This window comes from Pantoea sp. GM_Pan_4 (genome assembly GCF_026541005.1).
GTDB lineage: Bacteria > Pseudomonadota > Gammaproteobacteria > Enterobacterales > Enterobacteriaceae > Pantoea > Pantoea dispersa.
Map to the genome: position 1 here is coordinate 71,900 of NZ_JALNUZ010000017.1, position 18,810 is coordinate 90,709.

General features: G+C 61.2%; 21 protein-coding genes. 8 read left to right on the top strand and 13 right to left on the bottom strand.

Going from position 1 to position 18,810, the window contains the following annotated elements; genetic code table 11:
- Nucleotides 1–14 precede the first annotated feature (14 nt).
- The 4 genes from OXR61_RS22170 (at nt 15) to OXR61_RS22185 (ending at nt 2,779) form a co-directional block, all read left to right on the top strand.
- Entirely contained in the window at nt 15–1,175 is a 1,161-nt protein-coding gene (locus tag OXR61_RS22170; RefSeq protein ID WP_031279670.1) for a pyridoxal phosphate-dependent aminotransferase, read from the top strand.
- A complete protein-coding gene (locus OXR61_RS22175) occupies nt 1,163–1,933 on the top strand; it encodes an amidohydrolase (protein WP_021507287.1) in 771 nt (256 codons plus the stop codon). Before OXR61_RS22170 ends, OXR61_RS22175 begins: the two co-directional genes overlap by 13 nt.
- A gap of 121 nt (nt 1,934–2,054) precedes the next feature.
- On the top strand, nt 2,055–2,366 hold the full coding sequence (locus OXR61_RS22180; protein ID WP_031279671.1) for a type II toxin-antitoxin system HigB family toxin: 312 nt from the start codon (nt 2,055–2,057) through the stop codon (nt 2,364–2,366).
- A complete protein-coding gene (locus OXR61_RS22185) occupies nt 2,363–2,779 on the top strand; it encodes a transcriptional regulator (RefSeq protein WP_021313564.1) in 417 nt (138 codons plus the stop codon). Before OXR61_RS22180 ends, OXR61_RS22185 begins: the two co-directional genes overlap by 4 nt.
- Nucleotides 2,780–2,820: 41 nt before the next feature.
- Here the strand turns inward: OXR61_RS22185 and katG are convergent, their stop codons facing one another.
- The 10 genes from katG to hpxU all read right to left on the bottom strand — a co-directional run bounded on the left by katG (nt 2,821) and on the right by hpxU (nt 12,531).
- On the bottom strand, nt 2,821–5,019 hold the full coding sequence (gene katG, locus OXR61_RS22190; protein ID WP_031279672.1) for a catalase/peroxidase HPI: 2,199 nt from the start codon (nt 5,017–5,019) through the stop codon (nt 2,821–2,823).
- Nucleotides 5,020–5,313: 294 nt separating this feature from the next.
- The gene (gene uraH / locus OXR61_RS22195; RefSeq protein ID WP_021507290.1) at nt 5,314–5,649 is read right to left on the bottom strand and encodes a hydroxyisourate hydrolase; all 336 of its coding nucleotides are present in this window, start codon (nt 5,647–5,649) and stop codon (nt 5,314–5,316) included.
- Nucleotides 5,646–6,140, bottom strand: coding sequence for a 2-oxo-4-hydroxy-4-carboxy-5-ureidoimidazoline decarboxylase (uraD, locus tag OXR61_RS22200; RefSeq protein WP_021507291.1), 495 nt, complete (start codon nt 6,138–6,140; stop codon nt 5,646–5,648). The genes uraH and uraD overlap by 4 nt, the downstream gene beginning before the upstream one ends.
- 12 nt (nt 6,141–6,152) lie before the next feature.
- On the bottom strand, nt 6,153–7,412 hold the full coding sequence (gene hpxK / locus OXR61_RS22205) for an allantoate amidohydrolase (RefSeq protein ID WP_021507292.1): 1,260 nt from the start codon (nt 7,410–7,412) through the stop codon (nt 6,153–6,155).
- Entirely contained in the window at nt 7,409–8,644 is a 1,236-nt protein-coding gene (locus OXR61_RS22210; protein WP_021507293.1) for an alanine--glyoxylate aminotransferase family protein, read from the bottom strand. Before OXR61_RS22210 ends, hpxK begins: the two co-directional genes overlap by 4 nt.
- Nucleotides 8,645–8,665: 21 nt before the next feature.
- Complete coding sequence (locus tag OXR61_RS22215; RefSeq protein ID WP_021507294.1) at nt 8,666–9,397, bottom strand: amino acid ABC transporter ATP-binding protein; 732 nt, start codon at nt 9,395–9,397, stop codon at nt 8,666–8,668.
- On the bottom strand, nt 9,378–10,034 hold the full coding sequence (locus OXR61_RS22220; RefSeq protein WP_021507295.1) for an amino acid ABC transporter permease: 657 nt from the start codon (nt 10,032–10,034) through the stop codon (nt 9,378–9,380). The genes OXR61_RS22215 and OXR61_RS22220 overlap by 20 nt, the downstream gene beginning before the upstream one ends.
- A complete protein-coding gene (locus OXR61_RS22225) occupies nt 10,031–10,699 on the bottom strand; it encodes an amino acid ABC transporter permease (protein WP_021507296.1) in 669 nt (222 codons plus the stop codon). Before OXR61_RS22225 ends, OXR61_RS22220 begins: the two co-directional genes overlap by 4 nt.
- Before the next feature lie 12 nt (nt 10,700–10,711).
- The gene (locus OXR61_RS22230) at nt 10,712–11,497 is read right to left on the bottom strand and encodes a transporter substrate-binding domain-containing protein (protein ID WP_031279673.1); all 786 of its coding nucleotides are present in this window, start codon (nt 11,495–11,497) and stop codon (nt 10,712–10,714) included.
- Nucleotides 11,498–11,691: 194 nt separating this feature from the next.
- On the bottom strand, nt 11,692–12,531 hold the full coding sequence (gene hpxU / locus OXR61_RS22235) for a MurR/RpiR family transcriptional regulator HpxU (protein WP_021507298.1): 840 nt from the start codon (nt 12,529–12,531) through the stop codon (nt 11,692–11,694).
- A gap of 192 nt (nt 12,532–12,723) precedes the next feature.
- On the opposite strand from hpxU, the gene OXR61_RS22240 reads away from it, so the two are divergent.
- Genes OXR61_RS22240 through hpxZ form a run of 4 tightly spaced genes read left to right on the top strand, consistent with a single transcriptional unit; the run spans nt 12,724 to nt 16,287 of the window.
- On the top strand, nt 12,724–14,310 hold the full coding sequence (locus tag OXR61_RS22240; RefSeq protein WP_021507299.1) for a gamma-glutamyltransferase family protein: 1,587 nt from the start codon (nt 12,724–12,726) through the stop codon (nt 14,308–14,310).
- 11 nt (nt 14,311–14,321) lie between these two features.
- A complete protein-coding gene (hpxX, locus tag OXR61_RS22245; RefSeq protein ID WP_010616983.1) occupies nt 14,322–14,507 on the top strand; it encodes an oxalurate catabolism protein HpxX in 186 nt (61 codons plus the stop codon).
- Nucleotides 14,504–15,901, top strand: a complete 1,398-nt coding sequence (locus tag OXR61_RS22250; RefSeq protein WP_021507300.1) for an AtzE family amidohydrolase — start codon at nt 14,504–14,506, stop codon at nt 15,899–15,901. The genes hpxX and OXR61_RS22250 overlap by 4 nt, the downstream gene beginning before the upstream one ends.
- A gap of 2 nt (nt 15,902–15,903) precedes the next feature.
- On the top strand, nt 15,904–16,287 hold the full coding sequence (gene hpxZ / locus OXR61_RS22255; RefSeq protein WP_021507301.1) for an oxalurate catabolism protein HpxZ: 384 nt from the start codon (nt 15,904–15,906) through the stop codon (nt 16,285–16,287).
- A gap of 74 nt (nt 16,288–16,361) precedes the next feature.
- On the opposite strand, the gene puuE is transcribed toward hpxZ, so the two are convergent.
- From puuE to OXR61_RS22270, 3 genes are read right to left on the bottom strand one after another with little or no spacing between them, the layout of a single operon-like run.
- The gene (gene puuE, locus OXR61_RS22260; RefSeq protein WP_021507302.1) at nt 16,362–17,315 is read right to left on the bottom strand and encodes an allantoinase PuuE; all 954 of its coding nucleotides are present in this window, start codon (nt 17,313–17,315) and stop codon (nt 16,362–16,364) included.
- A gap of 35 nt (nt 17,316–17,350) precedes the next feature.
- Entirely contained in the window at nt 17,351–18,082 is a 732-nt protein-coding gene (gene hpxA / locus OXR61_RS22265) for an allantoin racemase (RefSeq protein ID WP_021507303.1), read from the bottom strand.
- Complete coding sequence (locus OXR61_RS22270) at nt 18,079–18,801, bottom strand: GntR family transcriptional regulator (RefSeq protein WP_021507304.1); 723 nt, start codon at nt 18,799–18,801, stop codon at nt 18,079–18,081. The genes hpxA and OXR61_RS22270 overlap by 4 nt, the downstream gene beginning before the upstream one ends.
- Nucleotides 18,802–18,810 lie beyond the last annotated feature (9 nt).

Below are 18,810 nucleotides of genomic sequence, written 5' to 3' on the forward strand. Positions count from 1 at the left end.
TAAGGCACCCGATGATGACGCAGCCCAACCTGATCCCCGAGAGCAAACTACCGGCGCTCGGCACCACCATTTTTACCCAAATGAGCGCCCTCGCCGCCCAGCACAACGCCATCAATCTGTCACAGGGCTTTCCCGATTTTGACGGCCCGCGCTATTTGCAGCAGCGGCTGGCACATCACGTCAGCGAAGGCGCCAACCAGTACGCGCCGATGATTGGCACCCTGCCGCTGCGCGAGGCGATCGCCGATAAAACCGCAGACATGTACGGTCATCGGCCGGATATCAACAGCGACATCACCGTGACGGCGGGCGCGACCGAAGCGCTGTATGCTGCGATCACCGCGCTGGTGCGGCCGGGCGACGAGGTGATCTGCTTCGATCCCAGTTACGACAGCTATGCGCCGGCGGTTCAGCTGGCTGGCGGCGTGCTGAAACGCATCGCGCTGCAGCCGCCCGCTTTTCAGGTCGACTGGCAGGCCTTCAGCAGCCTGCTCGGCGCGCGCACCCGGCTGGTGATCGTCAACACGCCGCATAATCCGTCCGCCACCGTGTGGCACGCCAGCGACTACGCCGCGCTGTGGCAGGCGATCGCCGGACAGGAAATTTATGTGCTCAGCGATGAAGTCTATGAGCACATCTGTTTTGATGAGCAGGGCCATGCCAGCGTGCTGGCACATGCCGACCTGCGTCAGCGCGCCATCGCAGTCTCATCCTTCGGCAAAACCTTTCATATGACCGGCTGGAAAGTGGGTTACTGCATCGCTCCGGCGGCGATCAGCGCCGAAATTCGCAAAGTGCATCAGTATCTCACCTTTTCAGTGAATACCCCGGCGCAGCTGGCGATTGCCGATATGCTGCGCCAGCAGCCGGACCATATTGATGCGCTGCCGGCATTCTATCGCGCCCGGCGTGACCGTCTGACGCAGGCGCTGGCCGCCAGCCGGTTTAAGGTGCTGCCCTGTGCCGGCACCTATTTCCTGCTGGTGGATTACAGCGCCATTTCCGATTTGGATGATGTCAGTTTCTGCCAGTGGTTAACCCGTGAAGTGGGCGTGGCGGCGATTCCGCTGTCGGTGTTCTGCGCGGACCCTTTCCCGCACAAGCTCATTCGCCTGTGCTTTGCTAAACAGGAAGCGACGCTCGACGCCGCTGCGGAGCGTTTATGTCAGCTTTAAAACTTACCGTATTGCAGGAAACCCTGAGCTGGATGGATGGCGCAGCCAACCTGCGTCATTTCGATGAGGTGCTGCAGGGCTTGACGGGCCGCGATGTCATCCTGCTGCCGGAGATGTTTACCACCGGCTTCGCCATGGAGGCGGCGGCCAGTTCGCTGCCGCAGGATCAGGTGGTAGCGTGGCTGCACGGTCATGCCAAAGCCCTGAATGCCCTGGTCGGCGGCAGCGCGGCGATTCAGAGCGACCAGGGCGCGGTAAACCGTTTCCTGCTGGTGGAGCCCGACGGCACGCTGCACCAGTACGACAAACGCCATCTGTTCCGCATGGCCAGTGAGCACCAGCACTATGTGCCCGGTGAAACGCGCAAGGTGTTCAACTGGCGCGGCTGGCGTATTCTGCCGCAGATTTGCTACGACCTGCGCTTCCCGGTGTTTTCGCGCAACCAGAATGATTATGATCTGGCGCTGTACGTCGCCAACTGGCCGACACCGCGCGCGCTGCACTGGCAGGCGCTGCTGCTGGCGCGCGCCATTGAGAATCAGGCCTATGTAGCCGGTTGTAACCGCGTCGGCAGTGACGGCAATCAGCATCAATACAGCGGCGACAGCCGGATTATCTCGCCGCAGGGTGAGATCCTCGCGGCCGCTGAACCCTTCGCCCGCGCGCGCCTCGACGCCGAGTTATCACTGGAGGCGTTGCAGGACTATCGCGAACGCTTCCCGGCCTGGCGCGACGCCGATGAATATACGCTGAAGTAATCTTTTAGCCGCATCCCTGCGATGCGGCTTCCACATCTCCTCCTGCCCTGTTGTTTCCTGTGTGGAAACATTCTATGTTGTGCGTTACAATGTTTCCACCCTGGAACAGTTCGAGGGAATGATGCACATTATCTCAAGGAAAGTGTTTAACGAAGCGACACAGAGATTTCCTAATGATGCCGCAGCACTGGATGCCACTTACCGACTATTAAGCGGCCATGATTTTGCCGATCCACAGGCGTTAAAAGCCTGGTTTCCCAGCCTGGATCGCATGAAGTATCGGGAAAAATGGTGGGTAATTAATGTCGGCGGCAACAATCTCCGGCTGATGTTCTTTGCGGATTTTGTGGCAAAAAGAGTCTTCGTAAAGCATATCGTGACGCATGCTGAGTATGACAAGCTGGTTAAGCATTACCGGGAGAACAAAGAATGATTAGCGAAGCGATTCAGGCCTCCAACAATCTGATTAAAGCCGTGCCGCTGCTGGGCGGAAGTCAGTCCAGAGCCGATTATGAACAGGCGCTTGAACTGGTGGAATACCTGGTTGAGCATCAGCCGGGGCATCCGCTGATCGAGATGCTGGCCGTTAAAGTCGCGAAGTATGAAGAAACCGCAGCGGAATTTGCCGCGTTTAATGCGCGCACTCAGGCGCTGCCGGGCGGCGTGGCGCTGCTGCGGGTGCTGATGGACCAGCACGGTCTGAATCAATCCTCTTTCGTGGCAGAAATCGGTCAGCGTTCGTATGTGAATCGCATTCTGAAAGGCGAGCGCAGATTAACGGATAAGCATAAGGCGGCGCTGGCGCGACGCTTTAATCTGCCGTTTGAGGCATTTCGTGAGGCATAAACAGGAATAAGCCGCAGCGCATGACGCTGCGGCTCAGGGGATTACAGATCGAACCGGTCGAGGTTCATCACTTTGGTCCAGGCGGCCACGAAGTCGTTAACGAACTTCTGCTTCGCATCGCTGCTGGCGTAAACTTCCGCCAGCGCGCGCAGGATGGCGTTAGAACCAAACACCAGATCGGCGCGGGTGGCGCTGTACTTCACTTCTCCGCTCTGACGATCGCGGCCTTCGAACAGCTCAGCGCTCTCATCGGTGGCGCGCCATGCGGTGCGCATATCCAGCAGATTGATGAAGAAGTCGTTGCTCAGCACGCCCACGCGATCGGTAAACACGCCGTGCGCGCTGCCGTCGAAGTTGGTGCCCAGCACGCGCAGACCACCCAGCAGTACCGTCAGTTCTGGCGCGCTCAGCGTCAGCTGTTGCGCTTTGTCCAGCAGCAGGGTTTCGGTGGAAGAACCGCCCTGTACGCGGCGATAGTTACGGAAACCATCGGCCAGCGGCTGCAGTACGTTGAATGACTCGACATCCGTCTGGTCCTGACGCGCATCCACGCGGCCCGGCGTGAACGGCACCTGCACCGCGACACCTGCCGCTGCTGCCGCCTGCTCAATCCCGACGCTGCCCGCCAGCACAATCACATCCGCCAGCGACGCTTTACCTGACTCCTGCTGAATCTTTTGCAGCACCGGCAGCACATCACGGGTGACGCTGGCGTTGACCGCCCAGCCGTTCTGTGGCGCCAGCGCCAGACGGGCCCCGTTCGCGCCGCCGCGCTTGTCGCCGCCACGGAAGGTGGAAGCTGACGCCCAGGCCGCAGAGACCAGCTGGCTGACGCTCAGACCCGAAGCGGCAATTTTTGCTTTCAGATCGGTGATGTCATCCGGCGTCGGCTGATGCGTGGCCTGCGGTAACGGATCCTGCCACAGCAGATCTTCCTTCGGCACTTCCGGACCGAGGTAACGCGCTTTTGGTCCCATATCGCGGTGCGTCAGTTTAAACCAGGCACGGGCGAAGGCTTCGTTGAACGCCTGCGGATCGTTGAGGAAACGACGCGAAATCTTCCCGAACTCCGGATCGAAGCGCAGCGTCAGGTCGGTGACCAGCATGGTCGGCTTGCGTTTTTTCTCTGGATCGAACGGATCCGGGATAATCGCTTCGGCATCAACCGCTTCGAACTGAATCGCGCCCGCCGGGCTGTGCGTTTGTACCCACTCATATTTGAACAGGTTCTCGAAGAAGTAGTTGCTCCACTGCGTTGGGGTTTGCGTCCATACCACTTCCAGACCGGAAGTAATGGCATCGGCACCGGCACCGCTGCCGTAGCTGCTGTGCCAGCCCAGACCCTGCGCTTCCAGCGGCGAGGCTTCCGGATCGACGCCCACGTGGCTGGCCGCAGCGGCACCGTGCGTTTTACCCAGCGTGTGACCGCCGGCAATCAGCGCGACGATCTCTTCGTCGTTCATGCCCATGTTGCCGAAGGTAGCGCGAATCGCCGGTGCCGCCGAGCGCGGATCGCCGCTGGCTTCCGGACCTTCCGGGTTCACGTAGATCAGGCCCATTTCCGTCGCACCGAGCGGCGCGTTTGCCAGGCTTTCCGGATGGCGGTGCGCCAGCCATTCGGTCTCATGTCCCCAGTCCACGTCCATGTCCGGTTCCCAGACATCTTCACGACCGGCACCAAAGCCAAAGGTACGGAAGCCGGCGTTTTCCAGCGACACGTTACCGGCAAGAATGTAGAGATCCGCCCAGGAGATTTTCTGGCCATACTTCTGTTTCACCGGCCACAGCAGACGACGCGCTTTGTCGAGGCTGACGTTATCCGGCCAGGAGTTGAGCGGCGCAAAGCGCTGCTGACCACGCCCGGAACCGCCGCGACCGTCGATGGTGCGGTAGGTGCCGGCGCTGTGCCATGCCATACGGATAAACAAGCCGATGTAGCTGCCCCAGTCGGCAGGCCACCAGGATTGCGAGTCGGTCAGCAGCGCACGAATGTCGGCTTTCAGCGCGGCGTAATCCAGTTTGCTGAATTCTTCACGGTAGTTGAAAGTGTCACTGAGGGGGTTAGAACGGCTGGAATGCTGGTTTAACAGATCGACGCGCAGCATGTTTGGCCACCAGTCGCGGTTAGTGGTCCCGCTTCCGGCGCCACGCGCTAAAACGCTTTTCTCTTCCGATGCTCCATGATGAAAGGGGCATTTTCCTGAGGCGGCTGCATTATCATTATTTTCGGGCGTGCTCATTTCTCGGCTCCATTGGCTTCACGTTGTCCGGTTAAGATAACCGCACCGTGTTGCAGAATATATTTGGATGGACCGAAGGTTTTGATAGTTACTGGCTTTCAAGCGCGAGGTTTGTGATAGAGAGCACGAATTTCAGCGGGCCTGAGAGGGTATAAAGCCGGTACTGCAAGTCGCACAAGATTCGTAGCGGCGCGATTCATCGCGCAATAAATTGCGCCGCTACCAAAACGCAACCGTTGTTAAGCGGATTTACAATTTAACAGACAAGCATTGCGCCATTTATGGCGACCTGGATTAACTTCCGCGGTAGGTCGACCACGACCACGGGGAAATGAGGAACGGCAGGTGATAATGGCTGCCGGCGGAGCCAATCACAAAATCAATCTGCGCGCTGACGTACAGCGCATCACGCCCGTCGGCGGCGAAATAGTCACCGATCTCCGCGGTTAAGCGATAGTGGCCCGGCGCCAGCGGTTCAGGCGTGAGATCTTTGATGCGCCCGTCGCTGTCGGTTTCGCCCTCGGCCACTGGCAGCCATCCCTCAGGGCTGTTCTGCTCCAGCGACATCGCGACGCCAATCGCCGGTTTGCCCAGCGCGGTGTCGAGAATATGGGTGGTGATGGTGCTCATGTAATGCTCTCCTTAAGCCGTAACAGGGTAATTTCCCGCAGCTGCGCCAGCGCTTCCTGCTGCTCAGTCTCTTCATCATTGTTGAGCCTGCGCTGCAATTCCGCCAGCATCTGTTCACCGCTGCGCCCTTTGGCGCGAATCAGAAACACCCGGCCGAAGCGCTGCTCATAGCGCTCATTACCGGCCAGCATCGCCAGCTGCAGCGCGCCGTTAGCCTGCTGCATCGCTGCCTGTTCCTGCTGCGACAGCGCGGCCTCTTTACCCGCGCCCTGCGCTTTTTCGCCGATGCGCGGATGGGCGCTCAGCGCCTGTTGCAAGGCGTCGCCCTGCCACGCAAGCGCCAGCTGTTGCGCCGTGGTGTACAGCGCCGTCAGGCTGGCGAACGGCCGCGCCGCCACCAGCGCCTGCTGCCAGGCGGGAATCGCCACGCAGTGGGCAATCGCCGCCTGCGCCTGCGCGACGCTCGCCTGATTAAAATCGTTCAGATCCATTTCCCGGCTCCTTTAGCTGCGCGCCAGATCGCATACCGCCTGCAGATAGGCCTGCACGCCGAGCGCCACATCGGCCACCTGCACCGATTCCGCCGGATGATGGCTGATACCGCGATGGTTACGCACAAACAGCATGCCCACCGGCCAGCGCTCAGCCATCGCGATCGCGTCGTGACCGGCTCCGCTGGGCAGCGCCAGACTGCGCCCCTGCACGGTTTCTACCGCATGGCTCAGCGCCTGCTGCAGCCGCGTATCACAGGCGGTGGCCGCGATGCGATAGTACTCGTTAGCGCTGAAGCTGAGCCCGCGCCGCAGCGCGATGGCTTCCGCCTGGGTCAGCAGGCTTGAGAGCAGACGTTCCAGCGGTTCATCCTGCGGTCCGCGCACGTCGAGCGACAGCTGCACCTCGCCGGGGATAACGTTAACGGCGCCCGGCAGACAGCTCAGCGTGCCCACCGTTGCCACCAGCTGCGCATCCTGATCCTGCGTGGCCTGTTCAACAAACACCATCCACTCTGCCGCTGCTGCCAGCGCGTCTTTGCGGTGCGTCATCGGCACCGTGCCGGCATGACCGGCCTCTCCGACAAAGCGGCAGTTAAGACGGCGCGCGCCGTTAATCGCCGTCACCACACCAAGCGCCAGATCGTCCTGTTCCAGACACGGTCCCTGCTCAATGTGCAGTTCGAGATAAGCCACAATGTCGCTCACCTCACGTGCCGCCTGCGGGATCAGCGCCGCGTCCAGGCCGAGGTCCTGCATCGCCTGCGCCACCGTAATACCGTTACCGTCCGGATGTGACACCCAGCTCTCCGGCCAGTTGCCGGTGAGGCCGCGGCTGCCAAGCAGCGTGATGCCAAAGCGCGTGCCCTCTTCATCGCCGAAGCCGACAATTTCAATCGCCAGCGGCAGGCGCTGCTGATGGTCGTGCAGCCACTGCACGGTTTCGATGGCGCTGAGCACGCCCAGCATACCGTCGTAGCGTCCGGCGTTGCGCACGGTATCGAGGTGCGAGCCGAGCAGCAGCGCCGGTGCGCCCGGCTCCGCCGCTTCATAGCGACCGCAGATATTGCCGACCGCATCCTGCCAGGTGTGCATACCTGCCGCCTGCATCCACTCAGCAACGCGCGCGTTGGCGCGCACCTGCTCCGGCGACAGATAGACGCGGGTCAGTCCCTCTTCGCTTTCACTGATCGCTGCCAGCGCGTCACAGCGCGCCATCACCCGCGCCGCCGCTGACTGCGCCTCACCGGCGCTCATCAGGCTATGACTCATGCGTGGCTCCCGTAGTGGTCCCAGGCAGCCTGCAGCGCCGCGCCCTGAGTGGTGCGGAAACCGACGTGATTCAGCACGGACTCCAGCGCGCTCAGCGTCAGCATCACGCAATCTTTGCGCGCGTTGTAGCCCATGGTGCCGATGCGCCACACTTTGCCGTGCAGCGGACCGAACGAGGTGCCAATCTCAATGCCGAAATCGTCCAGCATCAATTTGCGTACCTGGTCGCCGTTGATGCCCTGCGGGATCACCACGCCAAGCACGTTATTCATCTTATGTCTGAGATCGCCAAAGGTTTCCAGCCCCATGCCCTGAATACCTTTCAGCAGCGCATCACCGTGCAGCTTGTGACGCGCGATGCCGTTATCCAGCCCTTCCTGCAGGATCAGACGAGCACATTCGCGTGCGCCAAACAGCGCCGAGGTGGCTTCGGTATGATGGTTGAGCCGCTCCGGTCCCCAGTAATCCATGATCATGCCGAGATCGAAGTAGTTGGAGTAGATCATCTCGTCGTCGCCATCCTGATGTGCGTCGGTGCGGATGCCCTGCTCCACGCACTTACGCTGGCGGATCACCGCTTCCATTTGCGGGCTCAGGGTGATCGGCGAGGTGCCGGACGGACCGCCGAGGCATTTCTGCATCCCGGCAGAGACCGCATCCAGCCCCCAGGCATCGGTTTCCAGCGGATTGCCGCCCAGCGATGCGGTGGCATCGGTGTACAACAGCACGCCGTACTGGCGACAAATGGCGCCGAGCTGCTCCAGCGGTTGCAGCATGGTGGTTGAGGTATCGCCCTGCACCGTCAGCAGCAGGCGCGGTTTGACTTTTTTGATCGCATCTTCGATCTGATCCGGGGTAAATACCTCGCCCCACGGCACCTCGATGGTATGGACTTCCGCGCGGCAGCGACGGGCGATTTCGCACAGCAGATGGCCGAAGCGGCCGAACACCGGCACCAGCACTTTATCGCCCGGACGAATCGCCGACAGCAGGATGGCTTCGATACCGGCGCGTGAGGTGCCATCAATCAGCAGGGTCCAGCGGTTTTCAGTGCGGAATACGCCACGATACAGCGCCATCACCTCGTTCATATAGTGCGTCATCGCCGGATCGTACTGCCCAAGCAGCTGGCTCGACATGGCGCGCAGCACGCGCGGATCGGCGTTGATCGGGCCCGGTCCCATCAGCAGACGCTGTGGCGGATTGATTTGCGAGAACTGGCTGATATCCATGAGGGGTTCCTTATTGTTCGGTTACAGACGCACGGTCGAAATAAACTGCTTCAGCTCGGCGGTTTGTGGATTCGCAAACAGCGTTTTGCTGTCGCCCTGCTCCCACACGCGTCCCTGATGCATAAACACCACGCGGTCGCCCACGTCGCGGGCGAAGTTCATTTCATGGGTGACGAGAATCAGCGTCATGCCTTCGGCGGCCAGCTGCTCCAGCACTTTCAGTACTTCACCCACCAGCTCCGGATCGAGCGCCGAGGTGATTTCGTCACAGAGTAAAACTTTTGGCTGCATCGCCAGCGCGCGGGCAATCGCCACGCGCTGCTGCTGACCGCCCGACAGGTTAGCCGGGTAGTAATTGAGGCGTTCGCCGAGCCCGACTTTTTCCAGCATCTGCGTGGCCAGCGTGCGGCACTCCGCCTCGCTCTTTTTCAGCACGCGGCGCGGTGCCAGCATCACGTTTTCCAGCGCGGTCATGTGCGGAAACAGGTTGAAGTTCTGAAACACCATGCCCACCGAGCGGCTGATTTCACGCGCCTGCGATTCACGATCGGTAATCGTCATGCCGCCCAGTTTAATACTGCCTTCCTGATAGCCTTCCAGCCCGTTCATGCAGCGCAGCAGGGTACTTTTGCCAGATCCGCTGCGACCAATGATGGAAATCACTTCGCCGTTGTCGATATCCAGATCGACCCCTTTCAGTACGTGGTTATCACCGTAGTACTTCTGGACCTGATTAATGGTGATGAGCGGCATTGAATTTTTTCTCCAGGTACTGGCTGTAACGCGACAGCGGATAACACATCAGGAAGTAACCGAGCGCCACCAGGCCAAACACCTTGAAGGGCTGATACGTCACATTGTTGAGAATGGTGCCGGCTTTGGTCAGCTCGACAAAGCCGATAATCGACGCCAGCGCGGTGCCCTTGATCACCTGCACGGCAAAGCCAACGGTCGGCGCGATGGCGATGCGGATCGCCTGCGGTGCCACCACGCGATACAGCGTCTGGCCAAAGTTCAGTCCGAGGCAGCGCGACGCTTCCCACTGCCCTTTTGGCAGCGCGCGAATGCTGCCGTACCAGATATCCAGTAAAAACGCGCTGGTATACAGCGTCAGCGCCAGCGACGCTGCCGTCCAGGGCGCGACGTCGATGCCGAACAGGCCGACGCCGAAGAAAGCGAGAAACAGCTGCATCAGCAGCGGCGTGCCCTGAAACAGCTCGGTGTAGCAGCGGATCAGGCGGGTGAGCCAGCGACGCTGCAGCAGACGCAGAAACAGCAGCGGCAGTGTCACCAGCGTGCCGCCGAAAAAGGCCACCAGCGACAGCAAAATCGTCCAGCGCGCCGCCAGCAGCAGGTTGCGCAGGATGTCCCAGTCAGTAAACGTTGTCATGCCGGCTGCGCTCCAAACCATTTGCGACCCAGCGCCAGCAGCAGCTGACGCATGGCAATCGACAACGCCAGATAGATCAGCGTGGTCACCAGATAGACTTCAAAACTCAAAAAGGTGCGCGACTGAATAAGGTTGGCGGCAAACGTCAGCTCTTCATACGAGACCTGCGACACCACCGACGAGCCGAGCATCACAATGATGCACTGGCTGACCAGCGCCGGATAAATGCGCTGCAGCGAGGGCGGCAGCACCACGCGGATGAAGGTTTGCGTGCGGCTCAGCCCGAGCACGCGCCCCGCTTCCCACTGCCCGCGCGGCGTGACCTGGATACCGGCACGGATGATTTCAGTGCTATAGGCACCAAGGTTAATCAGCATCGCCAGCAGCGCCGCTTCACCGGCCGTCAGTTTCAGCCCGAGATTAGGCAGACCAAACACGATAAAAAACAGCTGTACCACAAACGGCGTGTTGCGAATCAACTCGACGTAGATGCCCCACAGGCGGCTGGCCCAGCCCGGTTTGCCGCTGCGCAGTGCCGCGCCGAGAATACCCAGTCCGACACCGCCCACCGTCGCCAGCACCGTAAGCTGCACCGTGACCCACAGTCCGGCCAGCAGCTCTGGCCAGTGCGGCCAGAGATCTGCAAAGTTAAGTTGCCCAATCATTGGCCGTTCCTGTTATGCGCCGAGGTTGGCAGGCAGCGGCGCTTTCAGCCACTCTTCCGACAGCTTGTTCAGCGTGCCGTCTTTAATACCCTGCTCAATCAGTGCGTTCACTTTCTCTTTCAGCGCTGGCTCATTCTTTTTCAGGCCGATAAAGCACGGTGAATCTTTCAGCATAAACTGCGGCACCGGGGCTTTTTCCGCGTTCTGGCGCGCAATCGCCGCGACCACCAGGTTTCCGGTGGCGACATATTGCACCTGACCGGAGAGATAGGCGGACAGCGTGGTGTTGTTATCTTCGTAGCGCTTCACCTGGGCATCTTTCGGGGCGACATCGCTCAGCACCATGTCCTCTACCGCACCGCGCGTTACGCCAATCGATTTACCGCTCAGCGCCGCCGCATCTTTCAGCGTCTCGCCTTTCGGGCCGAACACGCCGAGGAAGAACGGTGCGTAGGCGCGGCTGAAGTCGATCACTTTTTCGCGCTCGGCGTTTTTGCCCATGCTGGAGATCACCAGGTCGACTTTATCGGTCTGCAGATACGGTACGCGGTTAGCGCTGGTCACCGGCACCAGCTGCAACTTCAGTTTCATCTGCTTCGCGAGGTATTTCGCCATGTCGATGTCATAGCCCTGCGGCTGCAGATCGGTACCGACCGAGCCAAACGGCGGGAAGTCCTGCGGCACCGCCACGCGAATCACGCCACGCTTCTGGATATCCTGCAGCTGATCGGCCATGGCGCTGCCTGCCTGCGCCAGCAGCAATGCTGCCCCTGCTACTGCCAGTAATACTTTGTTCATTATGCACCCCGGTGAGTTAATGGTGAAACAAAAGATTCTTGATAATTTGATTTGCAACTAATGTGCCAACCACAACGGTCAGCAAACGCAGCGGCTAAGCGGAGGATTTAAGGCGGCTGAGGGCGCATCTTAACGAGGATCACCCCGTTAGCAGACGCGATCAAAAAAGGTGCAAAGCACCAAAACGGTGCCCTTTAGCGGTGTTCCAGCTCGTCGAGCTGCTGGTAAAGATCGGCAATCTGATGGATGCGCTGACGCCCCTGCGACAGCATTTCGTGCAGCAGCGCGTTGGCCAGCAGGTTGATCAGGCTCATTGCCGAGGCGTAGCTGTCAAAGGCGGAAACGCTGTCGAGCGGTGCGCACAGCTGCCAGCGCGCCAGGGTGAGAATGCCCTGCGCCTGGGGTTCGCACAGCACCAGTACCGGGATGCCGCTCTGCTGCAGCTGCTGCATCAATGGACGGATGATGCGTGGCCGACGGCGAAACGCCATCACCACCACCACATCTTCCGGCGTCATGTCCACCAGCTCTTCGCCCAGCGTCTGGCCGGGCTGCGGCAACACCTGCACCTGAGCGCGCGCCTGCAGCAGCTGCTGACGCAGATGCAGCGCCACCGGATACGCGTTGCGCATCCCAATGATGAACACCCGCCGTGCGGCGCCCAGCGCGGCAATCACCTCGCTAAACTGCCGGGCGTCAATGCTGTTGACCCACTGCGTCAGGTTCGCCATCTCCTGCTTATAATGACGCGACAGCAGCGTGTTGCCCTGCACCGCGTCGCGGTTATCGGTCAGCGGCATTCCGCTCTGGCGCAGGGTGCGCAGCTCGTCACGCATGTCTTTGTATTTTTCATAGCCGAGGCGTTTGAACAGCCGGCTTACCGTGGCCTTTGATACGCCGCTGAGCCGCGCCAGCTCAGCGCTGTTATAGCTAATCAGATCATCAAAATGGTCAAACACAAAGTCAGCAATGCGCTGCTCCTGCGGCGACAGTTGCGGATAGTGACTGCGAAGGCGTTCATCGAGCTGTTTCATCATCGGTCCTGTAACTTTCGTTTCATCACAAGCTAGCATAAATCGATCCAGGCTGGCGTAACACCAAAACTGGAACGGCTCTTGCTTTACCAATGGTACAGACAGGTAGCGGCACAATTTATTGCGCTTGTTTTCCCTATCCAGCGCGATAAACCGCGCCGCTACAAAAGAATAATCCGGGAACAGTTCACTATGATTCAGAGCAATATGGCCCCGATGGGCATGGCGGTGACGCCGCATCACCTTGCCAGTGAAAGCGCACTGGCGGTACTGCGTGAAGGCGGCAACGCGCTGGAAGCGATGGTGGCGGCCGCGGCGACCATCGCGGTGGTCTATCCGCACATGAATGGCCTTGGCGGCGACGGCTTCTGGCTGGTGGTGCCGCCCGGCGGTGATCCGGTTGCCATCGATGCCAGCGGTGCTGCCGGCTCGCTGGCGCACCCCGACTTCTACCACGGCGAAAGCCATATCCCGCATCGCGGCCCTAAAGCGGCACTGACGGTCGCCGGCACCGTCAGCGGCTGGCAGGAAGCGCTGACGCTGGCGCAGGAGCTGGGCGCAACGCCGCTGCCGCTGAGCCGTTTGCTGCGCGATGCGATTCGCTATGCGGCCGATGGCATTCCGGTCACCGCCTCCCAGGCGGCAGCGACGGCGGCAAAACAGCATGAGCTGCAACATCAGCCCGGTTTTGCTGCCACCTTTCTGCCTGATGGCGCACAGCCCGCCGCCGGCAGTCGTTTTACCCAGCCGGCACTGGCACAGACGCTGAGCGTGCTGAGCGAGCAAGGGCTGGAGAGCTTTTATCGCGGTGAGCTGGCGCACCATCTGGCACGCGAAATGGGCGCGCTCGGCATGCCGATTACGCTGGACGATTTACACCGGCAGCGCGCCCGGCGCTGCACGCCGCTGCACCTCGCGCACAGCGAAGGCGATATCTGGAACATGACGCCGCCAACGCAGGGGCTGGTATCGCTGGCGATCCTCGGGATCACCGATCGTCTGGCGATGACCGACGCCAGTGAAGCGCAGACAGTGCACCGCATCGTTGAAGCCACCAAACAGGCCTTTGCCCTGCGCGATCAACACATCACCGATCCGCGTCACATGGCGATTGATGTGCAGTCGCTGCTGAATGCCGATCATCTCGGCACGCTGGCCGCGCAGGTGCAGGACGATCGCGCCGCGCCCTGGGGCACCGGACGCGGACCGGGCGATACCGTGTGGATGGGAGTGATGGACAGCAGCGGCCTGGCTGTCTCCTTTATCCAGAGCATTTACCACGAATTTGGCAGCGGCGTCGTGCTGCCCGGCACCGGTATTACCTGGCAAAACCGTGGCGCGGCGTTCAGCCTGCAGCCGGATCACCTGCTGACGCTGGCACCGGGCAAACAGCCGTTCCATACGCTCAATCCAGCGGCTGCACGCCTGAAAGATGGCCGCACGCTGGTGTACGGCTCGATGGGGGGTGATGGCCAGCCGCAAACCCAGGCGGCGATCTTTACCCGCTATGTCATTCAGAGCCAGCCGCTGCAGCAGGCGGTCAGCGCACCGCGCTGGCTGCTTGGCCGCACCTGGGGCCAATCCTCAGACTCCCTCAAGCTGGAGGCGCGCATCGCGCCTGAAACCGTGCAGCAGCTGCGCGCGCTCGGTCATGAGGTCGAACTGCTGGCTGAATACAGTGAAGTGGTGGGCCACGCCGGCGCCATCGTCAGACACAACAATGGCATGCTGGAAGGCGCGTTTGATCCGCGCAGCAACGGCAGCGCTGCCGGTTTTTAACGGAGACAATCATGAGTGCACAACCGGACTGGGCAACCTATATCGCCCAAATGGAACAGATTCTGGCGCTGGAGCTGGACGACACGCGCCGCGCCGAACTGCTGACGCAGTTTAACCGTATCGCCGCAATGGCGCAGCCGTTGATGGCGCTGCCGCTGGACGATCGCCTGGAAGTGGCGGGAGTATTTCATCCATGACGCTGGCAGCCTTATCGATTAGCCAGCTGCAGCAGGCATTGGCGCAGGGCGATCTCAGCGCGCACGACATCGCACAGCAGACGCTGGCCGCCATTGAACAGCATAACCCGGCCATCAACGCCTGGACCGCCGTCACCGCGCAGCGCATGCTGCGGGAAGCCGATCGGCTGGATCAGCAGCGTCAGCGCGGCGAGCCGCTGCCGGCGCTGGCTGGCATTCCCTATGCGGTAAAAAACCTGTTTGACGTCGCCGGTCACAGCACGCTTGCCGGTGCCAGCCTGTTCAGCGAGCGGCCGGTGGCACAGCAGGATGCGTGGGCGGTCTCTAAGCTGCAGCAGAGCGGCGCGCTGCTCTCCGGCATGCTGAATATGGACGCCTACGCTTACGGCTTTACCACCGAGAACACCCATTATGGTGCCACCCGCAACCCGCGCGATCTGTCGCGCGTGGCCGGCGGCTCATCTGGCGGTTCCGCGGCAGCCGTCGCTGCCGGGCTGGTGCACTTTTCACTCGGCACCGACACCAACGGCTCGATTCGCGTGCCTGCTTCGCTGTGCGGCATTTTCGGCCTGAAACCTACCTTTGGTCGTCTGTCGCGCAGCGGCAGCCACCCGTTTGTCGCCAGCCTCGACCACATCGGTCCGTTTGCCCGCTCGGTGGAAGATTTGAGTCTGGTCTACGATGCGCTGCAAGGCGGCGACGCCAGCGATGCGTTTCAGGCGGCGCGCCCTGCGGAACCGGTCAGTGACAGGCTCTCTGCAGGCAGCGAAAAGCTGCGCAGCGCGGTGCTGGGCGGCTTTTTTGCTGACTGGTGCAGCGATGAGGCGCGCGCGGCGGTGGCGGTAGCGGCCAGCGCGCTCGGCGCGACAGAAGAAGTGACGCTGCCCCAGGCCGAACTGGCGCGCTCGGCCGCGTTTATCATGACCGCCGCGGAAGGCGGCAATCACTATCTGCCAGCGCTGCGCACCCAGCCAGAACGCTTTGAGCCGAATTCACGCGAACGCCTGCTGGCGGGCACGATGCTGCCCGCCGCGTGGTATGTGCAGGCCCAGCGTTTCCGCCGTCACTTCCAGCAGCAGGTGCTGCCGCTGTTCGACCATTACGACGTGCTGATCGCCCCGGCGACGCCCTGTACCGCCACCACCATCGGCCAGGAAACCATTCACATCAACGGTCAGGATTTGCCGACACGCGCCAGCATGGGCATGCTGACGCAGCCGATTTCGTTCCTCGGCCTGCCGGTGTGTAGCGTACCGCTGCTCACTGCCAGCGGCTTACCGATTGGCCTGCAACTGATTGCCGCGCCGTTTAACGAACAGCTGGCGCTGCGCGCCGCCTGGACACTGCAGCAGCAGGGTGTGACGCTGCCACAAACCTCTTTTATGGATGCCTGAAGATGACACCTGAACATATCGATCGTCCGGCGATACTGGCTGAAGTCACCGCCGCGTTTTACCGCTACGAGCAGGCGCTGGTGAGCAATGATGTCGTCGTGCTGGACGAGTTGTTCTGGCACGATGCGCGTACGGTGCGACTCGGTGCCGGAGAGAATCTGTACGGGATTGAGGAGATTCGCGCCTTTCGCGCGGCGCGTCCGTCAAAGGGGCTCGATCGCACCCTGCGCAATACGGTCATCACCACTTTTGGCGATGACTATGCGGTATGCAGCACCGAGTTCACCCGCGAGGGCGTGGAGAAGACTGGCCGTCAGCAGCAGACCTGGGTACGGCTGCCGTGCGGCTGGCGCATCGTGGCGGCGCAGGTGAGTTTGATGAGCTGACGCAGGCGCGAGTGTTGCCCTCTCCTGGCAAGAGAGGGCAAAAACGACCTGACATCCGTGAAAGGTAAGGCCGCTCAGGCAGCCGGATGCGTCTTCATCCAGTGATCGGCAATCTGCTGACGCGTGCACACCCACACCTTGTCGTGCTGCTGGATATGGTCGAGGAAACGCTGCAGCGCGCGGAATTTCCCCGGACGCCCCAGCAGACGGCAGTGCATGCCAATCGACATCATCTTCGGCGCCGTCGCGCCCTCTTCATACAGCACATCAAAGGTATCGCGCAGATAGGTATAGAACTGCTCGGCGGTGTTGAATCCCTGCGGCGTGGCGAAGCGCATGTCGTTGCACTCCAGCGTGTAGGGAATGATCAGATGCGGCTTCACCGTGCCGTCCTGACAGGTGACCTGCGTCCAGAACGGCAGATCGTCACCGTAGTAATCGCTGTCGTAGCTGAAGCCGCCCTGCTCGACCACCAGCCGCCGCGTATTGGGGCTGTCGCGCCCGGTATACCAGCCGGTGGGCGCTTTACCGAATAACTCGGTGAGCACGTCCACTGCCTGCTGCATGTGCTGACGCTCGGTTTTGGCATCCATCCCCTGATAGTGAATCCAGCGCCAGCCGTGGCTGACCACATCGTAATCGGCGGCTTTGATGGCCTCGACAATCTGCGGATGCCGCGCCAGCGCCATCGCGACGCCAAAGATGGTCAGCGGCAGGCCGCGCTGCTGAAACTCCTGATGGATGCGCCAGAAACCGGCACGCGAGCCGTACTCATACAGGGAATCCATCGACATGTGGCGATCGGCATAGCTGGCGGCACCGATGATGTCGGAGAGAAACTGCTCAGAGCCCGCGTCACCGTGCAGCACATTGTTTTCAGCGCCCTCTTCATAGTTGAGCACGAACTGCACCGCCACCCGCGCCTCACCCGGCCACTGCGCGTGCGGCGGCTGGCCCGCATAGCCAATCAGATCGCGCGGATAATTTTTGTTGAAGCTGTACTCTTTCTTTTCAGATACATCACTCATTCTGCAAGTTCCTGTCATCAGTCCTCAACCAGCCCTTAGTTTAGGTGCTGAAATGCCGCGCTGAGCGGTTTTTTAATCGGGTAAGCCAGATCGCCGTGTTTGCTGGTACCAAAGCCCAGCGCCAGTAATGACTCGACCATTTTCACCGCCGCACTGACGCCATCAATCACCGGCAGGCCCAGCTCTTTAGTCAGATCCTGCGCCAGCGACGCCATGCCGCCGCAGCCCAGCACAATCGCGCCGCTGCCATCTTCACGTTTCGCCTGCAGGCAGCGCTCGCGCACTTTCTCCTGCGCGACGCCGCTGCCGTCCTCAAGCGCCAGCACCGGCAGGTCAATAGCGTGCAGCGCGGCACAGTGATGGCTGAATCCGTACTGCTGCAGCAGATGGCGGGCGATCACCAGCGTGCGCGGCAGCGTGGTGACAATCGAAAAGCGCGTCGCCACCAGCGTCGCGGTGTGCATCGCCGCTTCGGCAATGCCAATCACCGGTCCGCTCGCCAGTTCGCGCGCCGCCAGCAGTCCCGGATCGCCAAAGCAGGCGATGATATGGCCGCTGACGCCCTGCTCTTTGCCGCGTTTTACCTGTTCCAGCACGCCCACCGCGGCAATCGCTTCATCAAAGTGTCCTTCAATGGAGGGCACGCCCTCGCTCGGGCACACCGCCACAATCTCCGTGCCAGGCGCGGCCACGGCGCGTGCCGCTGCGCCGATGGTCGCCGTCATGGCGGCGCTGGTATTCGGGTTGATCACCTGGATCAGGCTCATGATGCCGCTCCTTTATGACCGGCAAATAACCGGGTGAAATCAGGCAGGGTTTCGCCGCTGCGCTCAAAGTGCAGGCTGGCGACGATATGTTCGAAGTGATGCTGCAGCGCCGTGGTTAACGCCGGCAGATCGTTTTGCCGCAGCAGATCCACCAGCCGATCGTGATGATCGCAACGACAGCCGCGCTGCCACGGTGCACCGTAAGCGGCGATCACCAGTGAGGAGCGCTGCGTCAGGCGCGTCACCATGTCAGTCAGCACCTGATTGCCGGAAATCGCCTGCAGCTGGATATGAAAAGCCGCAGACAGACGGATGGCGGCCGCCCCGTCGTGCTGCTGGTGCGCCTGCTGCTCGTCGGCAATTAAGCCACTGAGCGCGGCGAGATGCGGCGGCTGCAGATGCGCCAGCACCGCCGGCAGATTGGCGCACTCCAGCAGGCTGCGCGTGGCGAAGATGTCGCGCGCTTCCTCCACGCCCGGCGTCGCCACCTGTGCACCACGTCTGGGCGACAGGGTGATCATTTGCACCGCCGCGAGGCGCTGCAGCACCTTACGAATGCCGGTGCGGCTGACGCCAAACACCTCCGACAGTGCCTCTTCCGGCAATTTGCTGCCCGGCGGCAGCTGGTGCTCCACGATGGCGTTCAGCAACGCCTGATAGATAGGTTCGTCTCCGTCATTCAGATCGGCAGCCGTTTTCTGGCCTGTTTCACTCTTCATTACCCGCTC

Bases quoted from the DNA above. Each gene is read 5' to 3' on its own strand.
- hpxX (WP_010616983.1), top strand. From the start codon at position 14,322: ATGAGTGCACAACCGGACTGGGCAACCTATATCGCCCAAATGGAACAG.
- hpxU (WP_021507298.1), bottom strand. From the start codon at position 12,531: ATGAAACAGCTCGATGAACGCCTTCGCAGTCACTATCCGCAACTGTCG.
- uraH (WP_021507290.1), bottom strand. From the start codon at position 5,649: ATGAGCACCATCACCACCCATATTCTCGACACCGCGCTGGGCAAACCG.
- OXR61_RS22215 (WP_021507294.1), bottom strand. From the start codon at position 9,397: ATGCCGCTCATCACCATTAATCAGGTCCAGAAGTACTACGGTGATAAC.
- OXR61_RS22170 (WP_031279670.1), top strand. From the start codon at position 15: ATGACGCAGCCCAACCTGATCCCCGAGAGCAAACTACCGGCGCTCGGC.
- puuE (WP_021507302.1), bottom strand. From the start codon at position 17,315: ATGAGTGATGTATCTGAAAAGAAAGAGTACAGCTTCAACAAAAATTAT.
- OXR61_RS22210 (WP_021507293.1), bottom strand. From the start codon at position 8,644: ATGGATATCAGCCAGTTCTCGCAAATCAATCCGCCACAGCGTCTGCTG.
- katG (WP_031279672.1), bottom strand. From the start codon at position 5,019: ATGAGCACGCCCGAAAATAATGATAATGCAGCCGCCTCAGGAAAATGC.
- OXR61_RS22175 (WP_021507287.1), top strand. From the start codon at position 1,163: ATGTCAGCTTTAAAACTTACCGTATTGCAGGAAACCCTGAGCTGGATG.
- OXR61_RS22240 (WP_021507299.1), top strand. From the start codon at position 12,724: ATGATTCAGAGCAATATGGCCCCGATGGGCATGGCGGTGACGCCGCAT.
- hpxK (WP_021507292.1), bottom strand. From the start codon at position 7,412: ATGAGTCATAGCCTGATGAGCGCCGGTGAGGCGCAGTCAGCGGCGGCG.
- OXR61_RS22220 (WP_021507295.1), bottom strand. From the start codon at position 10,034: ATGACAACGTTTACTGACTGGGACATCCTGCGCAACCTGCTGCTGGCG.
- OXR61_RS22225 (WP_021507296.1), bottom strand. From the start codon at position 10,699: ATGATTGGGCAACTTAACTTTGCAGATCTCTGGCCGCACTGGCCAGAG.
- uraD (WP_021507291.1), bottom strand. From the start codon at position 6,140: ATGGATCTGAACGATTTTAATCAGGCGAGCGTCGCGCAGGCGCAGGCG.
- hpxZ (WP_021507301.1), top strand. From the start codon at position 15,904: ATGACACCTGAACATATCGATCGTCCGGCGATACTGGCTGAAGTCACC.
- OXR61_RS22185 (WP_021313564.1), top strand. From the start codon at position 2,363: ATGATTAGCGAAGCGATTCAGGCCTCCAACAATCTGATTAAAGCCGTG.
- OXR61_RS22270 (WP_021507304.1), bottom strand. From the start codon at position 18,801: ATGAAGAGTGAAACAGGCCAGAAAACGGCTGCCGATCTGAATGACGGA.
- OXR61_RS22180 (WP_031279671.1), top strand. From the start codon at position 2,055: ATGCACATTATCTCAAGGAAAGTGTTTAACGAAGCGACACAGAGATTT.
- hpxA (WP_021507303.1), bottom strand. From the start codon at position 18,082: ATGAGCCTGATCCAGGTGATCAACCCGAATACCAGCGCCGCCATGACG.
- OXR61_RS22250 (WP_021507300.1), top strand. From the start codon at position 14,504: ATGACGCTGGCAGCCTTATCGATTAGCCAGCTGCAGCAGGCATTGGCG.
- OXR61_RS22230 (WP_031279673.1), bottom strand. From the start codon at position 11,497: ATGAACAAAGTATTACTGGCAGTAGCAGGGGCAGCATTGCTGCTGGCG.